The sequence below is a fragment of the Helicobacter sp. MIT 03-1616 genome (genome assembly GCF_000765685.2).
Lineage (GTDB): Bacteria > Campylobacterota > Campylobacteria > Campylobacterales > Helicobacteraceae > Helicobacter_C > Helicobacter_C typhlonius.
Genome location: NZ_JROY02000002.1, coordinates 104,065 through 121,486, shown reverse-complemented (window position 1 = coordinate 121,486; position 17,422 = coordinate 104,065). Strand labels below are relative to the sequence as shown.

Genomic DNA, 17,422 nt, shown 5'->3' with positions numbered 1-17,422 from the left:
ACTTTTAAATTAGGGGTTTTTATGAGCTTGACTTTAGGGATTGATATAGGGAGCACAACTGCGAAAGTCGCACTAATGGACGGCGATGAGATGTTGTTTCAAGTATATGAGCGACATTATTCAAAGGTGCGTGAAAAAAGTATAGAAATTGTGCAAAAAATCACAGACATTATCGGTAATAGAGAGTTAAAAGTAGCAATTTCTGGCTCTGCTGGATTTGGTATCTGCAAAGCTACGGGTATTGACTTCGTGCAAGAAGTGTTTGCAACAGCTGGGGCAGTGAGACATCTCGTGCCTGATGCAGATGCAGTCATTGAGTTAGGCGGCGAAGATGCGAAAATCATTTTTTTAACTGGAGGAACAGAGGAGCGAATGAATGGCTCTTGTGCTGGTGGAACAGGAGCATTTATCGATCAAATGGTAACTCTCCTTGCCATTACCCCTGAGGAATTTGATGAAATCTCACTCAAATGCCAAAAAATCTACCCTATAGCCTCGCGTTGCGGTGTGTTTGCTAAAACCGATGTGCAGCCACTTTTGAATCAAGGTGTCAATAAAGAAGATATTACTGCAAGTATTTTTCAAGCTGTCGTGGATCAAACGATTACAGGCTTAGCTCAAGGGCGCAAAATTGAAGGGAAGATTCTCTTTCTTGGAGGACCGCTTTTTTATTATAAAGGCTTACAGGAGCGATTTGCCAAAACTTTAAAACTTGATAAAGAACACGCCATTTTTCCAGACTTTGCGCAATATGCGGTAGCGATTGGCGTCTCACTCCAAGCACGTAATTTGGAAAAAACTTACACCTGTGCTTCACTCATTCAAACATTAGAATCAAGCAAAAATGCTGCCTCTACAAACAAATATCTCGAACCACTTTTTGCTTCACAGGCTGACTATGATACATTTATTGCGCGACACGAAAGTGCGAATGTAAAGGAGATTAATATTGACAAAGCCTATGCAGCAAATAATTACCAAAAAATTGATGTCTATATTGGCATAGATTGCGGAAGCACAACAACAAAACTCGTTATGCTTGATAGTGATAATGCAATCATATATCAATACTATAACTCTAATCAAGGCAATCCGGTTGCTGTCATTAGCTCTCAACTTACCTATATTTACGAGCATTTTGGTGATAAAATAAACATTAAAGGAAGTGCGGTTACAGGCTATGGCGAGGAGCTTATAAAGGCTGCATTTAATCTTGATGCGGGGCTTGTGGAAACAATGGCACATCTTAAGGCTGCTAAATATTTTAATCCTAAGGTAGATTTTATTATTGATATTGGCGGACAGGATATGAAATGCTTTTATATCAAAAATCAAACCATAGATTCTATAATGCTTAATGAAGCGTGTAGCTCGGGTTGTGGAAGCTTTATTGAAACCTTTGCAAAATCTATGGGCTATGATATACAAAGTTTTTCAAAACTTGGTTTAGAATCTAAACACCCTGTAGAGCTTGGAAGTCGCTGCACGGTATTTATGAATAGCTCGGTTAAAGAAGCACAAAAAGAGGGAGCAAGTATTGAGGATATTAGTGCGGGACTTTCTATGAGTGTGGTAAAAAATGCTATTTACAAAGTTATACGCGCACGCGATGCAGACGATTTAGGAAAACAAATTGTCGTGCAAGGTGGGACATTTCTCAACAATGCAGTGCTAAGAAGCTTTGAAAAAGAAATTGGACGCGAGGTTATTCGCCCCAAAATCAGCGGACTTATGGGGGCTTTTGGAGCAGCACTCTATGCAAAGGCTTTAGGTTTGGAGCATTCTAGCACGATGAATAAAGAGGAACTAGGACAATTCAAGCATACCGCAACAGCGAGCGTGTGCAAAATTTGCGGTAATAACTGCCATTTGACAATTAACCGCTTCGGTGAAGGCAAGAAATTTATCTCTGGTAATCGCTGCGACAAGCCACTTGGCATTAAAAAACTCCTTTTCTTGCCAAATCTCTATGATTACAAGCTCAACAAGCTTAAATCACTCTGCGCCTATGAAAATATGGATAAATCTCGCCTCACAAAAGGAAAAATTGGTATTCCACTCGGGCTTAATATGTATGAGAATCTGCCCTTTTGGCATACATTATTAAGTGAGTTAGGTTACGAAGTCATTGTTTCAGATGTAAGCACACGCAAGACCTTTGCACTAGGGCAACACACGATTCCAAGCGATACTGTGTGCTATCCGGCAAAGCTCCTGCACGGACATATTGAGAATCTCCTCAAAAAAGGTGTGGACAAAATCTTTTATCCTTGTATGAGTTATAGTTTTGCTGGTGATGAGAAGCATAAGGATTCAAGCACAAATAACTACAACTGCCCTGTGGTAGCCTACTATCCGGAATTGCTTAATGCTAATGTCGATGCGTTGCGCGAAGTCAAGTTCTTTTATCCTTATTTTGGTTTGCATAAAAAAGATGATTTTAGAAAAAAAGGATTTGAGTTTTTTAAAAAAGAACTTGGTGTGGATAAAAAGGCATTCTTACAAGCTGTGGATAAGGCTTATGAAGTGCGTAATGAATGGCTTAGCGATATTAAGGAGCAAGGAGAAAAAGCCTTGCACTTTGCACGAGCAAATAAACTTAAAGCCATTGTGCTATGTGGGCGACCCTATCATATCGACCCAGAGATTAATCACGGCATTGACAAGCTGATTAACTCTTTAGGGCTTGTCGTGCTTAGCGAGGATAGTGTAGATCATTTGGCAGAGGCGGGAGAGCTGCATATCCTCAATCAATGGAGCTACCATTCTCGCCTTTATAACGCGGCAGCCTTTGTAAGCGCTGATGATAATCTCGAGCTCGTGCAGCTTGTAAGTTTTGGCTGTGGGATAGATTCTATTACCACCGATGAAGTGCGTGAGATTTTGGAATCTCACGGCAAATTCTACACCCAGCTAAAGATTGATGAGATTAGCAATCTCGGTGCAGTGAAAATTAGAATCCGCTCATTGCTTGGAGCTATGGAAGAAAAACAAGCACAAAAAAACACAAAAGTGCTGCTTGAAAAAACACAAATACTTGAAAATATCTTAATATAAAGGAATCTTATGACACAAAAAATGACCCCACATATCAATTCTTGGCAAATGCCAGATACTAAATCGCTTATCGTCAAACCAGAGAATAAGCGCGAACTTAAGAAGGTGCCTTTTACAGCAGAGATGAAACAAACGCATACAATCCTCGTGCCGATGATGTTGCCTGTGCATTTTGAACTTCTTGTAAAAATCTTGCATTTACACGGCTACAATGCGGAGCTTTTATACAATGATGGCAAAGGTGTGGTAGATGAGGGCTTACGCAATGTGCATAATGATACTTGCTACCCTGCCCTGCTTGTGATTGGGCAGATGATTGATGCGCTCAAAAGCGGCAAATGGGATTTGGATAAAGTCGCATTGCTCATCACACAAACGGGGGGGGGTTGTCGTGCGAGTAACTATATCCACCTCTTGCGTAAGGCACTTAATAAAGCAGGATTTGGCTCTATCCCTGTGATTTCGCTTAATTTTAGCGGACTAGAATCTGGTCAAGGCTTTAGCGTTACGCGTCCAATGTTACAGAATCTTCTCAATGCTATCGTTTATGGCGATTTGATTATGCATATCGCAAACCAATGTCGCGCCTATGAAATTAATAAAGGCGATACCGATGCAATGGTCGATAAATGGGTGAGCCGTATTACGAGTGAGGGCACAAACGAGGGACTAAGAAAATATAGTGTGCTTAAAAAAGATATGAAGCTTATCCTTGAAGATTTTGCCTCTATCCCGCGAGATACTACAAAAAAGGTGCGCGTAGGAATCGTTGGTGAGATATATATCAAATTCTCTCCGCTTGGGAATAATAACCTTGAAGATTTCCTTTTGAGCGAAAATTGCGAAGTTGTCATTCCGGGCTTTATGGACTTCTGCCTTTACTGCATTAACGACACAATTGTAGGTAATAAAATGTATGGTGGCACACTTATGGAGACACTCATATATCGTGTGGTGTATTGGTTTTTTGCAAGTAAGCAAATTGATATGATTAAGGCAATCAATAAGCACGGCGTATTTAGGGCTCCTACTGCGTTTAAACACACAAAGAAAATGGTTGATGGCTATGTATCTGAAGCAATGAATATGGGCGAGGGGTGGCTACTGACTGCTGAAATGCTTGAGCTTATTGAACAAGGCGTGGAAAATGTCGTTTGCACCCAGCCATTTGGTTGTCTGCCTAATCACATCGTGGGGCGCGGTATGATGAAAGTCATCAAAGAGCGCAATCCACAAAGCAATATTGTATCTATTGACTACGACCCGGGCGCGACAAAAGTCAATCAAGAAAATCGCATTAAACTAATGCTTAGTAATGCAAAAAAAGCGCATAATGCGATGAGCGAGGAAGTGTAGAATCTTGCAGATTCTATTTGCGTAATAGATGATTAGAATCTAGCTTTTAAGGTGTATCCTTGGAAGCTCATTAAGCCCAAGTGGGCTACATTGAAAGTCCCCTAGAAGTAAGTGCTAGATTCTAAAAATAATAAAAAATGAGTAATTATGCGGTGGCAAAGCCACAAACTCATATTGACATATTTTATTCCCTCTTTTTTATACAAAAAATCAAAAAGCGTTTTTTTACAACAAAGATTCCACAACTCACAAAATAGAATCAAACTCTTTAAAGATAAATCTCTAAAGTTTGCAAACCAAAGTATAAAATAAAAACATTTTGCCAATTTAGATTCTAAAGATAGAATCCGCCCCGTTACGACAATTCTTTACATCTTAAAAAAGGAGTTTTTATGTCTCTTCTTCATTGCTTGAATGCCCTCCCTGCCCTTACATCTGTATGTGATAGAAAATTTTTTTATATCATTTTTGCCAACGCATTTATTTATGCTTTCCTCTCGTGGCAATTAAACGGGGGGGGGGGCATATGACATATCGCAAAGCATTTTTGCTCTCTGTGTAAAAAATATTATTACTAATGCTTCGCTCCTCTTCCCGCTCTTTTATCTTATCAATCTCTTTCCGCGCCTCTTCCTTACTTGGCTCCTTGTAGGTGTGATGTTTCTCATCGCCTGTGTGGATACATTTCTCATCGCGCATTTTCATACTTTTGTTAATGCAGTATTTGTGGATATATTCTTTTCGAGTAATCCAAACGAGGCAAGAGAGTTTCTTACCTTTTATGGGAGGCAAAATATATGGGTAATCGCACTTTTTATCCTATGTAGCGGCATATTTTTGTTTGCACCTTATGAAAAGATTCTAAATATCTTTAAATCCCACACAAAATCTAATGTAAAAGCTAACTCGCTTAGTAAAGCCTTTGCACTCTGTGTGTGTATCATCTGTCTCTTAGGGGCAGGATTCAAACTCTATCGCGTATATAGTGAGCAATCTATAATGGTCTATCTCATCAGCAAATCCTCCTATATGCGCTGGGGCGATAGTATAGCAAACACAATCAATAATCAATCCCACATCGCACAATATAAAGAACTATCTAAAAACTACAATGCTTTCTTGCAAGAATCACAAGGTGCTATAGCCGCAACGCGCACTTTTCCTAACATCGTGCTTATCATAGGTGAATCCACACAAAAAAATTATATGTCGCTTTACAACTACCCACTACCCACCACACCAAAACTACAAAAGCTACAAGAAAGCGGTAATCTTATCGTCTTTAGCGATGTGATTTCACCCCACTCTCACACAAATCAAGTCTTAGAAAAAGTGCTGACTTTCAAAAACTATGAAAACAACCAAACGCCGTGGTTTAAGCAGCAAAATCTCATCGATATACTTAAGCTCGCAGGATATAAAACACATTGGCTTAGCAATCAAGAAGTTATCTCAATCTATGGCAATGCCCCCGAGGTGATTTCTACTCGCGCAGATATAACGCGCTTTGCTACAATAAATGATAGCTACACGAACGAAACCTATGATGAAATTCTGCTTCCACTTTTTGACAATATGCAAGATATAAAATCTCAAGCAAAAAGCACAGATTCTAAAAATACCTATATCTTTCATCTTATGGGGACACATTTACACTATATTCACCGCTACCCAAAAGCCTTTGATGTATTTACTCCGCAGGATTTAATATCGCACAATCTCCACACTCTCGCACCCTACCCCGCAATTTCTAACACATTACTTAATAATGCACAGCTACGCACAAAAACAGAATATCTCAATGCAATTTTATATAATGACTATGTAGTGAGTGAGATTATAGAGCGCTTCAAGGAAAGTGATAGCATCGTAATATATCTTAGCGATCACGGCGATGAAGTGTATGACTTTAGGGATTTTGCGGGACACACTGAGAGTATGGGCTCAAGATTTATGATAGAAGTGCCTTTTATGATTTATATGAGCGAGAGTTTCAAGTCTCATTACCCAGAGATTGTAAAAAAGGTGCAAGAAGCCAAGGATAAGCCTTTTATGAGTGATGATTTTATCCACGCCTTTTTGGATTTGTTTGATATAAGCGCACAGGATTCTATACAATCTCGCTCACTCTTTAGCAAGGACTATAACGACAAGCGTATGAGAATATTTTCAGGCAAAGACTATGACAAAGATTTAAAACACGATAATCTTTTAAACCAAAGTGGTATGTATCCTAGCAAAATATGGCTTCATCGTGTCGATGAGATACAAAAATTTATGGATTTTAAGGACAAATACGCGGGATTTGAAATCGATGTGTATTTTTTAGAATCTCCAACACCATATTTTGATGTCGGGCACGATGGGGAAAAGTCAAGCATTAATCTCAAACTCGAAGATATGTTTGAAGCTATGCAAAATAGTGGATTTAGCTTGGGGGGGGGGGGGAATGATATAAAGCCACGCATTTGGCTTGATTTTAAGAATCTATCCCCAGAAAACGCAGAGAATGCGCTTCAAGTTCTTAATACTCTCTGCGATACATATCATATTCCCCACTCTGCACTTATTATAGAGAGTAGCGAATACAAATCTCTTGGTATTTTTAAGAAAGAGGGATATTGGAGTAGCTATTATGTGCCTTATTACAGCAAGGCAGAGCTAAAGGAGCAAAAATCGGAGATTATACAGGGTTTAAAACACATAATAGAGAGTGGCAATATAAACTCGCTTAGCTTTCCCTACTATCTCTATGATTTTATAAAGAATGCTTCACTGCGCTATTTTGATAATATCGAATGGCTTGATGTACCACTTCTCACTTGGAATGAGGGACATAATGGCTATGAAAATATGCAGTCAAAGGCATTTTTTGACCCACAAATAAAAGTTATACTCGTAGGCGAAAAGGGTAATTATCGCTAAGAGCGGAGTGCAGATAATCTTGCTATCCTCACCTTAAGCCGCCTACTTTTTACATTCTAGATTCAGAATCCAAAAAGTAGAACTTTACTAAGGGCAAGTGCCGCATTCATAGCCTTATGCCACAGAGTATTTAACTCTCTTTAAGCATTCTTTTTGCAAGTTTTTTTGCTTTTATCACCTCATCATTACTTACAGAATCTCCATAAATCGCATTGACATACTCTTCATAGGCAATTTGAGAGCTAAAGGGCTTTTGCGTATTTGTTACCTTATGATACTCGCCATTGCTTTGAAGCTCATACATCTGTACATTATCGCTCAACTGCATTTGTAAAATCTCCATCAGCCGCTTACTCATTTGCTCATTGAGGCTAGGTGTGAGAATTTCAACGCGTCTTTCGAGGTTTCTTGGCATAATATCCGCCGAAGCAAAATACACGCCCACTTTATCGTTTTTGAAATGATAGATTCTAGCGTGTTCAAGGTATTTGCCAATAATTGAAAATACACGAATATTTTCACTCACGCCCTTAATGCCCGGTCGCAACGCGCACACACCACGCACGATTAAATCAATCTTCACTCCAGCCATTGAAGCCCCATAGAGTGCGCGTATCACATCAATATCCACAAACGCGTTTGCTTTCATAATAATACGTCCCTGCGTGCCCATTTTCTTTTCTTGCTCGATAAGTTCGAGAATTTTTGTCTTAATCTGCGTTGGCGCAATAAAAAGATGTCCTAGCTTCGTGCGATAAGATGAGCCGGTAGAGAGGCTATGAAAGAGTTTAACAGCGTCTTTTGAAAAATGCTCGTTGCAAGTGAGGAGCGACAAATCGGTATAGATTTTAGCCGTGCTTGGATTGTAGTTTCCTGTGCTTAAATGCACATATTCTTTGAGTGTATTGCCGATTTTTTTAATCACAAGCGCAATTTTTGCATGCACTTTGAGTCCGGGCACACCATAGATGACGTGCGCACCAGCAGATTCCAAAGAATGCGCCCAATAGAGATTATTTTCCTCGTCAAATCGCGCCTTAAGCTCGACAAGCGCGGTTACTTGCTTATTGTTTTCAGCAGCTTGAATAAGGGCTTTAACAATGGGCGAGTTCTTACCCACGCGATAAAGCGTCATACGAATTGATAACACATCTGGGTCTTTTGCCGCACTTTGAATGAAATTCACCACCGGGTCAAAACTCTCATATGGGTGAAAAAGCACAATATCGTTGCTCTCCATAGTCGAGAGAATATCGACATTGCCATTCAATGGAGGCAGAGTCTTTGGATTAAATGGTGGGGTGGTAAGATGCGCATAAGCCTTGCTCCCTACAAGCTCCCACAACCCACTTAGATTCAAAGGAATATTATAAATATAAATATCTTTAGAATCTACCTTAAGATGAGAATTAATAAACTCAAGCAGACTATTATCTTTATCCGCGCCGATTTCTAGGCGCACTACTTCACCCTTTCTGCGCGTTTTAAGCCCCTCACTCATAATCTCAATAAAATCATCGGCTTCCTCTTCTTCAATCTCCATATCCGCGTTACGCGTGATTCTAAAAGGCACATAATTGAGTATCTCATATTCCCCAAATAGCTCACTCGCAAACTCACCCACAATGTCTTCCACTGCTACAAATATGCCACTCTCTATTTCCACAAAGCGCGAGAGTAGGCGCGAGATTCTCACCATTGCAAATTTGATACTCCCATCTTGCGTATCCTTAAGCTTGAGTGCGATTGCAAAGCTAAGGTTATTCAAATGTGGAAAAGGATGTGTCGCATCAACTGCCACAGGCACAATTACAGGATAGAGATAGTTTATAAAAAACTCGTGCAAACGCTTCTTTTGCTCAGTATTGAGCTCACTCACTTGCTTTATATGCATATTTTCCTTAGCTAACCCGTTCTGAATCTCTCTAAACACAGATTCGAGTATGCCCTTTTCTTTGTCTAAATATTCTCGTATGCTTTTAAGCTGTTGCAATGGCGTGAGTTTGTCCGCGCCCACCTCGGTAATACCACTTGCATACAAACGCTTTAGTCCTGCCACGCGTATCATATAAAATTCATCGAGATTCGTGCCATAAATAGCTACAAACTTCAATCGCTCCAAAAGCGGAATATTTGTATTTTTAGCCTCATTCAGCACACGCGTATTAAATTTAAGCCACGAAAGCTCACGATTAAAATACATTCTAGCGTCATTGATTGTCATATTTTTGCCCCCTTGAATGATGTGAGTGTGGTTTCATTTTATCTTAAATTATTTTAAAAATATCGCGCTTTTTGAGAATCGCACCCCCAAATCGCATTGGCTTGGTAAAAATGTTTCATATTTATTTTGCATTTATCTATAAAAAATCTGTAAATGCCCTACTGCGTAGCCAATTTTCTTTAAAATTTGATTTATAAGCTAATTTTTGTATAATATGCACTCATTTCATAAAAAGGAGTATATAATGAAAAAACTCTCACTTTCATTGCTTTTTGCAGCAGGATTTGCTATGAACACACAGGCTGCGAGTATTATGGGGTTTGAAATTAGCCCTGAATTTGGTTTAGGTGCAGGGCAAACAAAACAGACTATTTCTAGTGCTGATACAAACTTTAAAGATTATAGTGTGTTTGGACGTATTTGGCTCGGTGCTTTTGATTTTGTGGTAGCTCCACAAGTAAAATATGATTTTAATTCATATTCAAATTCAGATACCAACTATCGCAATTTGCAATATGGCGTATCTGCGGGATATAATATTGGGCTTTTTGTCGCGCGATTGACACCTTATGTAGGAGTGAATTATTCAAGCTTTAATAAATTTTATAAAGATACCACCGCTTACAATGCAGGCTTAAAGCTTAAGTTTGATTTGATTCCTATCTCTCTTGGTGTACTTTATACTTATCAAAAACCAGAAACTGAAGGAACAAAGCAAGAAGTAAAAATGCAAAGTATACAAGCTCTTCTTGGTGTGCATTTCTAAGATTCTACATTTTGCAAAGTTTTAGAATCTTATCTTCGTATTTGCCCTATGACATTATGTATTGCGTCCTTTGTTGCCAAGCATTAGATGTGTTTGACACAAGGAGCTAGGGTAATTTATCTTGGGAGCTTTATATGACTTTAGATTCTCATAAACTTATCGACTTTTTACAATCTCATAATGAACTTACTATCATTAATGAACCTTTGGATATTTATCTGCAAATCCCACAACTTGCTTACCTTGAAGTAAAAAAGCCAAATAGCAAAGCTCTTCTTTTTACAAATCCTATTTGTGCCAAAAGTGGAAAAACCTTTGATATACCTGTGCTTATGAATATTTTTGGCTCACACAAAAGGCTTAATCTTTTGTGTGATAAACCCATTGCTGATATTGCTCAACACATACAGAATCTTCTTGCACTTAAACCACCAAAGGGTGCAAGAGCAATTCTAAAAAAGCTCCAAGAACTTGCTACCTTGCGCTTTGTTTTTCCTAAATACACGAAATCCAAAGGTTTATGTCAAGAAATTATCTTTCAAAATGAAGAAATTAATCTTTTAAATCTCCCTATCCTCACAACTTGGGAACACGATGGCGGAGCATTTATCACTATGGGGCAAGTTTATACCCAAAGCCTTGATGGCAAAGCAAAAAATCTAGGTATGTATCGTCTGCAAGTTTATGATGAAAAACATTTAGGGCTACATTGGCAGATACATAAAGATTCTCAACATTTCTATCATCAATATAAACAAGCAGGAGAAAAAATGCCTGTGAGTATTGCACTTGGTGGCGATCCGCTGTATATTTGGTGCGGACAGGCACCTTTACCTATGGGAATCTTTGAGCTAATGCTCTATGGCTTTATCCGCTCTAAAAAGCCTGTGCTTTGCCCGTGTATCACTAACCCACTCTTTGTGCCAAATGATGTAGATATTGTTATTGAAGGTTGGGTAGATACCACACAAATGCGAGATGAGGGACCATTTGGCGATCATACAGGATTCTATACGCCCATTGAACCTTATCCTGTGCTTGAAGTGAGTGCAATCACAATGCGGAAAAAACCCATTTTTCCAGCCACAATCGTTGGCAAACCTCCGCTTGAGGATAAATATATGGGTTATTTAACAGAGCGCGTATTTTTGCCATTATTACAAACTACTGCGCACGGCTTGATTGATTACCATATGCCTGAAAATGGTGTTTTTCATAATCTTATTTTTGCAAAAATCAAGCCTCAATATCCAAGCCACGCACAGCAAATTATGCACAATTTTTGGGGAGTGGGGCAAATGAGCTTTGTAAAACACGCTATTTTTGTTGATGAAAATGCACCCGAACTGACAGATTATGAAGCGCTTGGCACTTACATACTTGAGCGCTTCTCTCCTAATAATCTGCTTATTACAGAGGGAATCTGTGATGCACTTGATCATTCAAGCCCACAATTCGCCCACGGAGGCAAACTTGGTGTAGAAGCTATTACACCTGTGCATAAGCCTTCATTTGCTGCTCTTAGTGATGGGCAATTATGGGAAAAATTTGCTCCACTTTTTCCTCAAGCTAATGCGTTGAAGCAATATTTTACTCACACGCCCAATCCCATTTGTATTGTAAGTGTGGTAAAGCAAAGTCATCTCTTTACAGATTTAAATGAGAATCTTAAAGGTTTTCAAGCTTTACAAAACTGCTTAAGTATTATTATCTTTGTAGATTCACATAAAAATAACCTTGCAAACCCTTATATGCTTACTTGGCGCATTGTCAATAATATTGACGCAAAACGTGATATTCTCATTGTTGAAAATCTTGTTTTTATTGATGCAACCGATAAATCAACCTGTGATGGACATCTGCGCGAGTGGCCCCAAGATACAAATTGTAGCCCATCTGTCATCGCCACATTAAAGAAAAAGGGACTTATTGATGATATAGATGATGAATTTTTAGAGCATTTTGGTATCTTACATTAAAATATGCTTAAGTTAATAAAAATTTAAGTTTTTTTACTCTAGAATCCCCTTTCCAAAATTATTTAGAATCTAAGGGAAAATAATGGAATTGACAAAAATAGCAACACAAAATGACATCAATCGTCAGTGGATTGTGCTTGATGCAAAAGATAAAGTCTTTGGTCGCCTTATCACAGAAATAGCTACTCTTTTACGAGGCAAACACAAACCTTGTTTCACACCTCATATTGATTGTGGCGATTTTGTAGTCATTATTAATGCCACAGAAGTAAAATTCACAGGTATGAAACTCAAAGACAAAGAATACTTCACGCATTCAGGTTACTTTGGCAGCACTAAAAGTAAAACACTTCAAGAAATGTTAGAAAAAACTCCCGAAAAACTCTATCATCTTGCGGTGCGAGGTATGCTCCCCAAAAACAAACTTGGACGAGCTATGCTTAAAAAACTCAAAGTTTATCGCGGCAGTGAGCACCCACACAGCGCTCAAGTCGCTAAAAGCTCAAAATAAGGAATACTATGGCAAAAGTTTATGCAACAGGAAAAAGAAAAACAGCAATCGCGAAAGTTTGGCTTACTTCTGGGAGCGGCAAGCTCACTATCAATGGACAAAGTCTTAATGACTGGCTCGGTGGGCACGAAGCTATCAAAATGAAAGTAATGCAGCCGCTTATCCTTACCAAACAAGAAAAATCCGTAGATATTCACGCTGTTACACTTGGTGGTGGATATTCTGCTCAAGCTGAAGCTTTGCGACACGGCATTTCAAAGGCTCTTAATAATTATGATATTGCGTTTAGAGCGATTTTGAAACCAAAAGGGCTTTTGACACGCGATTCTCGTGTGGTGGAACGCAAAAAATATGGAAAGAGAAAGGCGCGCAGAAGCCCACAATTCTCAAAAAGGTAAAATTGCGGTGGAAATTCTCTCTCGAAGTTTTGGCGAGTATCAAACAAATTGTTATATTTGCAAATTTCCTCAAGGAGAGATTGTTATTGACGCGGGAATTGGAGCGCATAATTGGGTTATAGAGCAATGCCCCAACCCACTCGCCTTTCTCAACACACACGGGCATTTCGACCATATTTGGAGCAATAAGATTCTTAAATCTCACTTCCCCGATGTGCCACTTGTCGCCCCAGCACTTGATGCCTTTATGTTAGAATCTGACTGCTTTGGCACAGGCGTAACTCCAAGTGAGCCAGATATACTAAGCAAGTGTGAAAAAGGCACAGATACACTTTGCCTCAAAGATGTGGAGGTAATGTTTTCGCATTTTCCCGGACACACACCCGGTTGCTCGATTATAGAAATTGAAGGCGCAATTTTCAGCGGAGACTTTATCTTTCATCGCTCTATTGGGCGCTGTGATTTTCCCTACTCAAGCACAAGTGATATGATAGAATCCCTCATTCGCTTTAGCGAACTCTCCGCAGATACCAATAAAACGATTTATCCCGGGCACGGCGATAAAACTTCCCTTATAGACGAGCAGCACAATGTGGCTTTTTGGATTCGTCAGCTTAAACTCAGGCAGTAGGAATGTCTTTTGCTTTTTTATCTCAAAATTAGAAAGGGGTGTTTATGGACTTAACGACCATTGGTGGACTCATTGGGGCGATTGCAAGTTTGTCTATTGGGGACTTTTTGGAAGGTGGGAATCCTATACACCTCATTCACATTAGCTCTCTTATTATTATCCCAACAGCACTTTGTGCGGCTACAAGTGCCACTCACGCTTCACACGTTAAAGGTGCGCTTAAAGAGTTAAAAATCGTGTTTGGTTCAGCTGGTGTCAATATTAATGAAATTATACGACAGCTTGTAGAGCTCTCCACTCTTGCGAGAAAAGACGGCGTGTTAGCACTTGAAGGAAAGGCGGCACAGATTGAAGATGATTTCTTGCGTCAATCTCTCTCTATGATTATTGACGGGCGGGACGCTCACGCTGTGCGCGAGGATATGGAAGTGCAGATTGAAACGCTTGAGGAATACTATCACGGCTGTTCGCACTTTTGGATTCTGTATGCAGAGACTTGCCCTACAATGGGGCTCGTTGGGGCGGTTATGGGGCTTATGCTTGCTCTCCAGCTCCTTGATGACCCAAAAGCTATGGCGGCAGGGATTGCGGGAGCATTTACAGCGACCGTTACAGGTATCTTCTGTTCTTATGCACTTTTTGGACCTTGGGGACATAAAATGCACTCAAAGAGCAAAGATGTGATTAGAGGGCGCACCGTTATTTTGGAGGGAGTTGTAGGTATCGCAAATGGCGATAACCCTCGTAACCTTGAAGAAAAATTACTTGGATTTATCCCACCAGGTGAGCCTAAAATCTCACAATTTGAATAAGAGCGCATTAAATGGCTAAAAAGAAAAAATGTCCTGACTGCCCTGCTGGTGAGAAATGGGCTGTCCCCTATGCGGACTTCCTCTCACTTCTGTTGGCGCTCTTTATTGCACTTTGGGCGATTTCATCAACTGCCGCCGCAGATTCAGAAGCATTAAAAAGCGAATTTGTGAAAATCTTTGACTTTACGCTTACTTCTCCTTTGCCCTCTAGTGAGGAGGATATAAGCGATAATGAAGTTGAGGGTGTCTCTGCCTCTACTGAAACCGCTAGTATAACAAATGCTGAAATTGAAAAAATGGTAGAAGAAGGCGGGATTTTGGAACAAATGGAAATGGGTATATCTTTGCGTCTGCCTTCAAATATATTCTTTGAATCAGGAAGGGCTGACATTACCAATAGCGACGTGTATTTGTATTTGCAACGAATGAGCGCAATTATCAAAAAATTGCCTGAATATGTAAGGGTCGATGTGCGAGGCTATACTGACAATGCGCCTTTACCGATAGGTTCGCATTATAGAGATAATTACGAATTGTCTTCTGGGCGTTCGCTTAGCGTGATGAAGGCTCTTATAAAAAACGGCATTTCTGCCGAACGTATTTCATTTTCCGGCTATGGAGAATATCAAGCAATCGCCCCTAATGATAGCCCTATCAATCGTGCAAAAAATAATCGTGTGGAAATCTTTTTCTATGTGAATCCACAGGATGCACCAGTGGCTCAATCAATCCTAGAAGAAACACTGCAAAACACGCAACAATAACGCCGTCCAAATTGGTTAAAGTTTGAATCTAAACTCTTTGCTAGATTCAAACTTTTTTAAATCTAAAAATCCCTCCTAAATGAAAAAAGCTCGTTGTGTGTTGCAAAAAGAGGCTCTATTACTCAAAGGCTTAAGCAGAATTTTTAAATCTTAAAGTCTGCATTAGAGTCCAAAAAACTTATACATTTTACATCACACTTTTTGCAATCTCTAATTTTTTAGATTCTAAATCCCCTCCATAACATAGCTTTAATACATAAAATACGCCAACAAGGGCTACCGACCCTACGATAAAGGCTAAAATTGTGCTTTGAAAATACGAAACCACGATAAAACTTAGAGCCGCACATAATGCGGTGATTGTCGCATATGGAAACTGCGTGATGAAGTGACTTTGCACAGAGCAGCCAGCACCGACAGATGAGAGAATAGTCGTATCCGAAATAGGCGAAGTATGGTCGCCATAAACTGCGCCAGATAAAATCGCAGATATTGCCAAAAACACATCACTTCCGCCACTTTGTAGTGCAATCTCCATACCAATAGGCAACATAATAGCAAATGTCCCCCAACTCGTGCCTGTGCAAAATGCGATAAATGCCGAGATGAAAAATAAAAATACAGGCATAAAAATCAAATATTCAGCACTTACAAAATCCTTTGCCACACTCGCAAGATAAATGCCTGTTTGTATATGATTCTTAATCACAGGACCAATCGCCCACGCAAGAGTGAGGATTAAAATCGCACCAAACATACTTTTTACCCCATACCAAAAAATTGCCAGATAATGTTTAGATTCTATCGTTCTAAGGGTAAGGAGCAAAGTAATGATAAGCGCAAACATTCCACCACAGAAAAGCGAAAAAGGCGTATCTGTGTGAGCCAACATCGCAATCAAATCACCCTCGCCACTCGCCTTATATCCGCTATAAAAAATCATAAAGCAAATACCAACAATAAGTGCAAGGATAGGCACAATGAGAAAAAATATCGCTACATTAGAAATGTGGCTGGGGGCATTTGTCTGCGAATCTTGTATATCCACATTGATATTATTGCGCATTACAGGGAGATTGACACGCCAAAAAATAGTCAAACTCACAGCAAAAAGCGCAAAAAAAGCGTAGAAATTATTAGGTATGCTTTGCAAAAGCATCATAAAAGGTTCATCAATATTTTGCTTTGACAAAAGCCCGATATTATACGCACCCCAACTCGAAAGAGGGATGAGGATACAAATAGGCGCAGAAGTAGAATCAATAATATAAGCCAAACGCTCACGACTTGAATTATAGCTATCATTCAGCGGGCGCGCAATTTGCCCTACGCTTAAGGCATTGAAATAATCATCAATAAAAATCACCAATCCAGCCACAAACGCCACAAATTCCGAGCCTCTAGCAGAGCGGATATGTCTTTTTGCCCATTTGACAAATACACTAATCGCCCCACTATACAAAATAAGTTGCGTAATCACGCCAAGTATGATTAAAAATACAAAAATATAAAGGCTGTCTAGATTCACACCATTGTCATAAAATACACTTACTATGGCATTAAAGATAAAATACAATGCTTGAGGGTTAAACCCATAGAGCATTAATCCACCCAAGCAAATACTTAAAAAAAGTGACAACACTACGCGCCTTGTAAGCACTACCATTATCACAGCAAAAAGAGGCACAACAAGACTTAATGCCGAATCAGCAAATCCATAGTGTTCCACGATAGTCCTTGAGATGAAGTTAAAGAAGTGTGATTATGGTGCCGAAGGTCGGACTCGAACCGACACAGGGTTGCCCCTACTAGATTTTGAGTCTAGCGCGTCTACCAGTTTCACCACTCCGGCGTAAATTATAAGAGATTCCAAACTATGATATGAATTGGATTCTATTATAGAAGTATGGTGCGCTGAGCGAGACTTGAACTCGCACGGGTCGCCCCGCCACCCCCTCAAGATGGTGTGTCTACCAATTCCACCACCAGCGCACAACCT

General features: G+C 39.6%; 13 protein-coding genes and 2 tRNA genes. 10 read left to right on the top strand and 5 right to left on the bottom strand.

What is annotated here, in order from left to right; all coding sequences use genetic code 11:
• Positions 1–21 precede the first annotated feature (21 nt).
• Positions 22–3,057, top strand: a complete 3,036-nt coding sequence (locus tag LS67_RS01875; protein WP_081953928.1) for an acyl-CoA dehydratase activase — start codon at positions 22–24, stop codon at positions 3,055–3,057.
• 9 nt (positions 3,058–3,066) lie between these two features.
• Entirely contained in the window at positions 3,067–4,413 is a 1,347-nt protein-coding gene (locus LS67_RS01870; RefSeq protein WP_173644082.1) for a 2-hydroxyacyl-CoA dehydratase, read from the top strand.
• Between the two features lie 480 nt (positions 4,414–4,893).
• Here the strand turns inward: LS67_RS01870 and LS67_RS09735 are convergent, their stop codons facing one another.
• Complete coding sequence (locus LS67_RS09735) at positions 4,894–5,112, bottom strand: hypothetical protein (RefSeq protein ID WP_034327363.1); 219 nt, start codon at positions 5,110–5,112, stop codon at positions 4,894–4,896.
• A gap of 27 nt (positions 5,113–5,139) precedes the next feature.
• Between LS67_RS09735 and LS67_RS01865 the strand changes: the two genes are divergently transcribed.
• The gene (locus tag LS67_RS01865) at positions 5,140–7,338 is read left to right on the top strand and encodes a phosphoethanolamine transferase (protein ID WP_236096323.1); all 2,199 of its coding nucleotides are present in this window, start codon (positions 5,140–5,142) and stop codon (positions 7,336–7,338) included.
• A 130-nt stretch (positions 7,339–7,468) separates the two neighbouring features.
• On the opposite strand, the gene LS67_RS01860 is transcribed toward LS67_RS01865, so the two are convergent.
• The gene (locus LS67_RS01860; RefSeq protein WP_034327287.1) at positions 7,469–9,562 is read right to left on the bottom strand and encodes an RNA degradosome polyphosphate kinase; all 2,094 of its coding nucleotides are present in this window, start codon (positions 9,560–9,562) and stop codon (positions 7,469–7,471) included.
• A 244-nt stretch (positions 9,563–9,806) separates the two neighbouring features.
• Between LS67_RS01860 and LS67_RS01855 the strand changes: the two genes are divergently transcribed.
• The 7 genes from LS67_RS01855 to motB all read left to right on the top strand — a co-directional run bounded on the left by LS67_RS01855 (position 9,807) and on the right by motB (position 15,423).
• A complete protein-coding gene (locus LS67_RS01855) occupies positions 9,807–10,328 on the top strand; it encodes an outer membrane beta-barrel protein (protein ID WP_034327288.1) in 522 nt (173 codons plus the stop codon).
• Between the two features lie 134 nt (positions 10,329–10,462).
• Positions 10,463–12,307: a menaquinone biosynthesis decarboxylase gene (locus LS67_RS01850; protein ID WP_034327289.1), complete on the top strand. Its 1,845-nt coding sequence runs from the start codon at positions 10,463–10,465 to the stop codon at positions 12,305–12,307.
• A gap of 82 nt (positions 12,308–12,389) precedes the next feature.
• Positions 12,390–12,818 carry a 50S ribosomal protein L13 gene (gene rplM, locus LS67_RS01845; protein WP_011115340.1) on the top strand — a complete coding sequence of 143 codons (429 nt, stop codon included), beginning with the start codon at positions 12,390–12,392 and terminating at the stop codon, positions 12,816–12,818.
• 8 nt (positions 12,819–12,826) lie between these two features.
• Positions 12,827–13,216, top strand: a complete 390-nt coding sequence (gene rpsI, locus LS67_RS01840) for a 30S ribosomal protein S9 (RefSeq protein WP_034327290.1) — start codon at positions 12,827–12,829, stop codon at positions 13,214–13,216.
• Positions 13,170–13,847, top strand: coding sequence for an MBL fold metallo-hydrolase (locus LS67_RS01835; RefSeq protein WP_407081049.1), 678 nt, complete (start codon positions 13,170–13,172; stop codon positions 13,845–13,847). Before rpsI ends, LS67_RS01835 begins: the two co-directional genes overlap by 47 nt.
• Before the next feature lie 44 nt (positions 13,848–13,891).
• Positions 13,892–14,659, top strand: coding sequence for a flagellar motor stator protein MotA (gene motA, locus LS67_RS01830; protein ID WP_034327291.1), 768 nt, complete (start codon positions 13,892–13,894; stop codon positions 14,657–14,659).
• Between the two features lie 11 nt (positions 14,660–14,670).
• Entirely contained in the window at positions 14,671–15,423 is a 753-nt protein-coding gene (gene motB / locus LS67_RS01825; protein WP_034327292.1) for a flagellar motor protein MotB, read from the top strand.
• Positions 15,424–15,610: 187 nt separating this feature from the next.
• Here motB and LS67_RS01820 read toward each other — a convergent pair whose 3' ends face one another.
• The 3 genes from LS67_RS01820 to LS67_RS01810 all read right to left on the bottom strand — a co-directional run bounded on the left by LS67_RS01820 (position 15,611) and on the right by LS67_RS01810 (position 17,415).
• Positions 15,611–17,089: a Na+/H+ antiporter NhaC family protein gene (locus LS67_RS01820; RefSeq protein WP_052099874.1), complete on the bottom strand. Its 1,479-nt coding sequence runs from the start codon at positions 17,087–17,089 to the stop codon at positions 15,611–15,613.
• A gap of 99 nt (positions 17,090–17,188) precedes the next feature.
• Positions 17,189–17,275, bottom strand: a tRNA-Leu gene (locus LS67_RS01815).
• A 55-nt stretch (positions 17,276–17,330) separates the two neighbouring features.
• Positions 17,331–17,415: transfer RNA gene (locus tag LS67_RS01810), tRNA-Leu, on the bottom strand.
• Between the last annotated feature and the right edge of the window lie 7 nt (positions 17,416–17,422).

Coding starts and splice junctions, on each gene's coding strand:
- rpsI (WP_034327290.1), top strand. CDS start 12,827: ATGGCAAAAGTTTATGCAACAGGAAAAAGAAAAACAGCAATCGCGAAA.
- LS67_RS01850 (WP_034327289.1), top strand. CDS start 10,463: ATGACTTTAGATTCTCATAAACTTATCGACTTTTTACAATCTCATAAT.
- LS67_RS01860 (WP_034327287.1), bottom strand. CDS start 9,562: ATGACAATCAATGACGCTAGAATGTATTTTAATCGTGAGCTTTCGTGG.
- rplM (WP_011115340.1), top strand. CDS start 12,390: ATGGAATTGACAAAAATAGCAACACAAAATGACATCAATCGTCAGTGG.
- LS67_RS01820 (WP_052099874.1), bottom strand. CDS start 17,089: ATGGTAGTGCTTACAAGGCGCGTAGTGTTGTCACTTTTTTTAAGTATT.
- LS67_RS01870 (WP_173644082.1), top strand. CDS start 3,067: ATGACACAAAAAATGACCCCACATATCAATTCTTGGCAAATGCCAGAT.
- LS67_RS09735 (WP_034327363.1), bottom strand. CDS start 5,112: ATGCGCGATGAGAAATGTATCCACACAGGCGATGAGAAACATCACACC.
- LS67_RS01855 (WP_034327288.1), top strand. CDS start 9,807: ATGAAAAAACTCTCACTTTCATTGCTTTTTGCAGCAGGATTTGCTATG.
- motA (WP_034327291.1), top strand. CDS start 13,892: ATGGACTTAACGACCATTGGTGGACTCATTGGGGCGATTGCAAGTTTG.
- LS67_RS01835 (WP_407081049.1), top strand. CDS start 13,170: ATGGAAAGAGAAAGGCGCGCAGAAGCCCACAATTCTCAAAAAGGTAAA.
- motB (WP_034327292.1), top strand. CDS start 14,671: ATGGCTAAAAAGAAAAAATGTCCTGACTGCCCTGCTGGTGAGAAATGG.
- LS67_RS01875 (WP_081953928.1), top strand. CDS start 22: ATGAGCTTGACTTTAGGGATTGATATAGGGAGCACAACTGCGAAAGTC.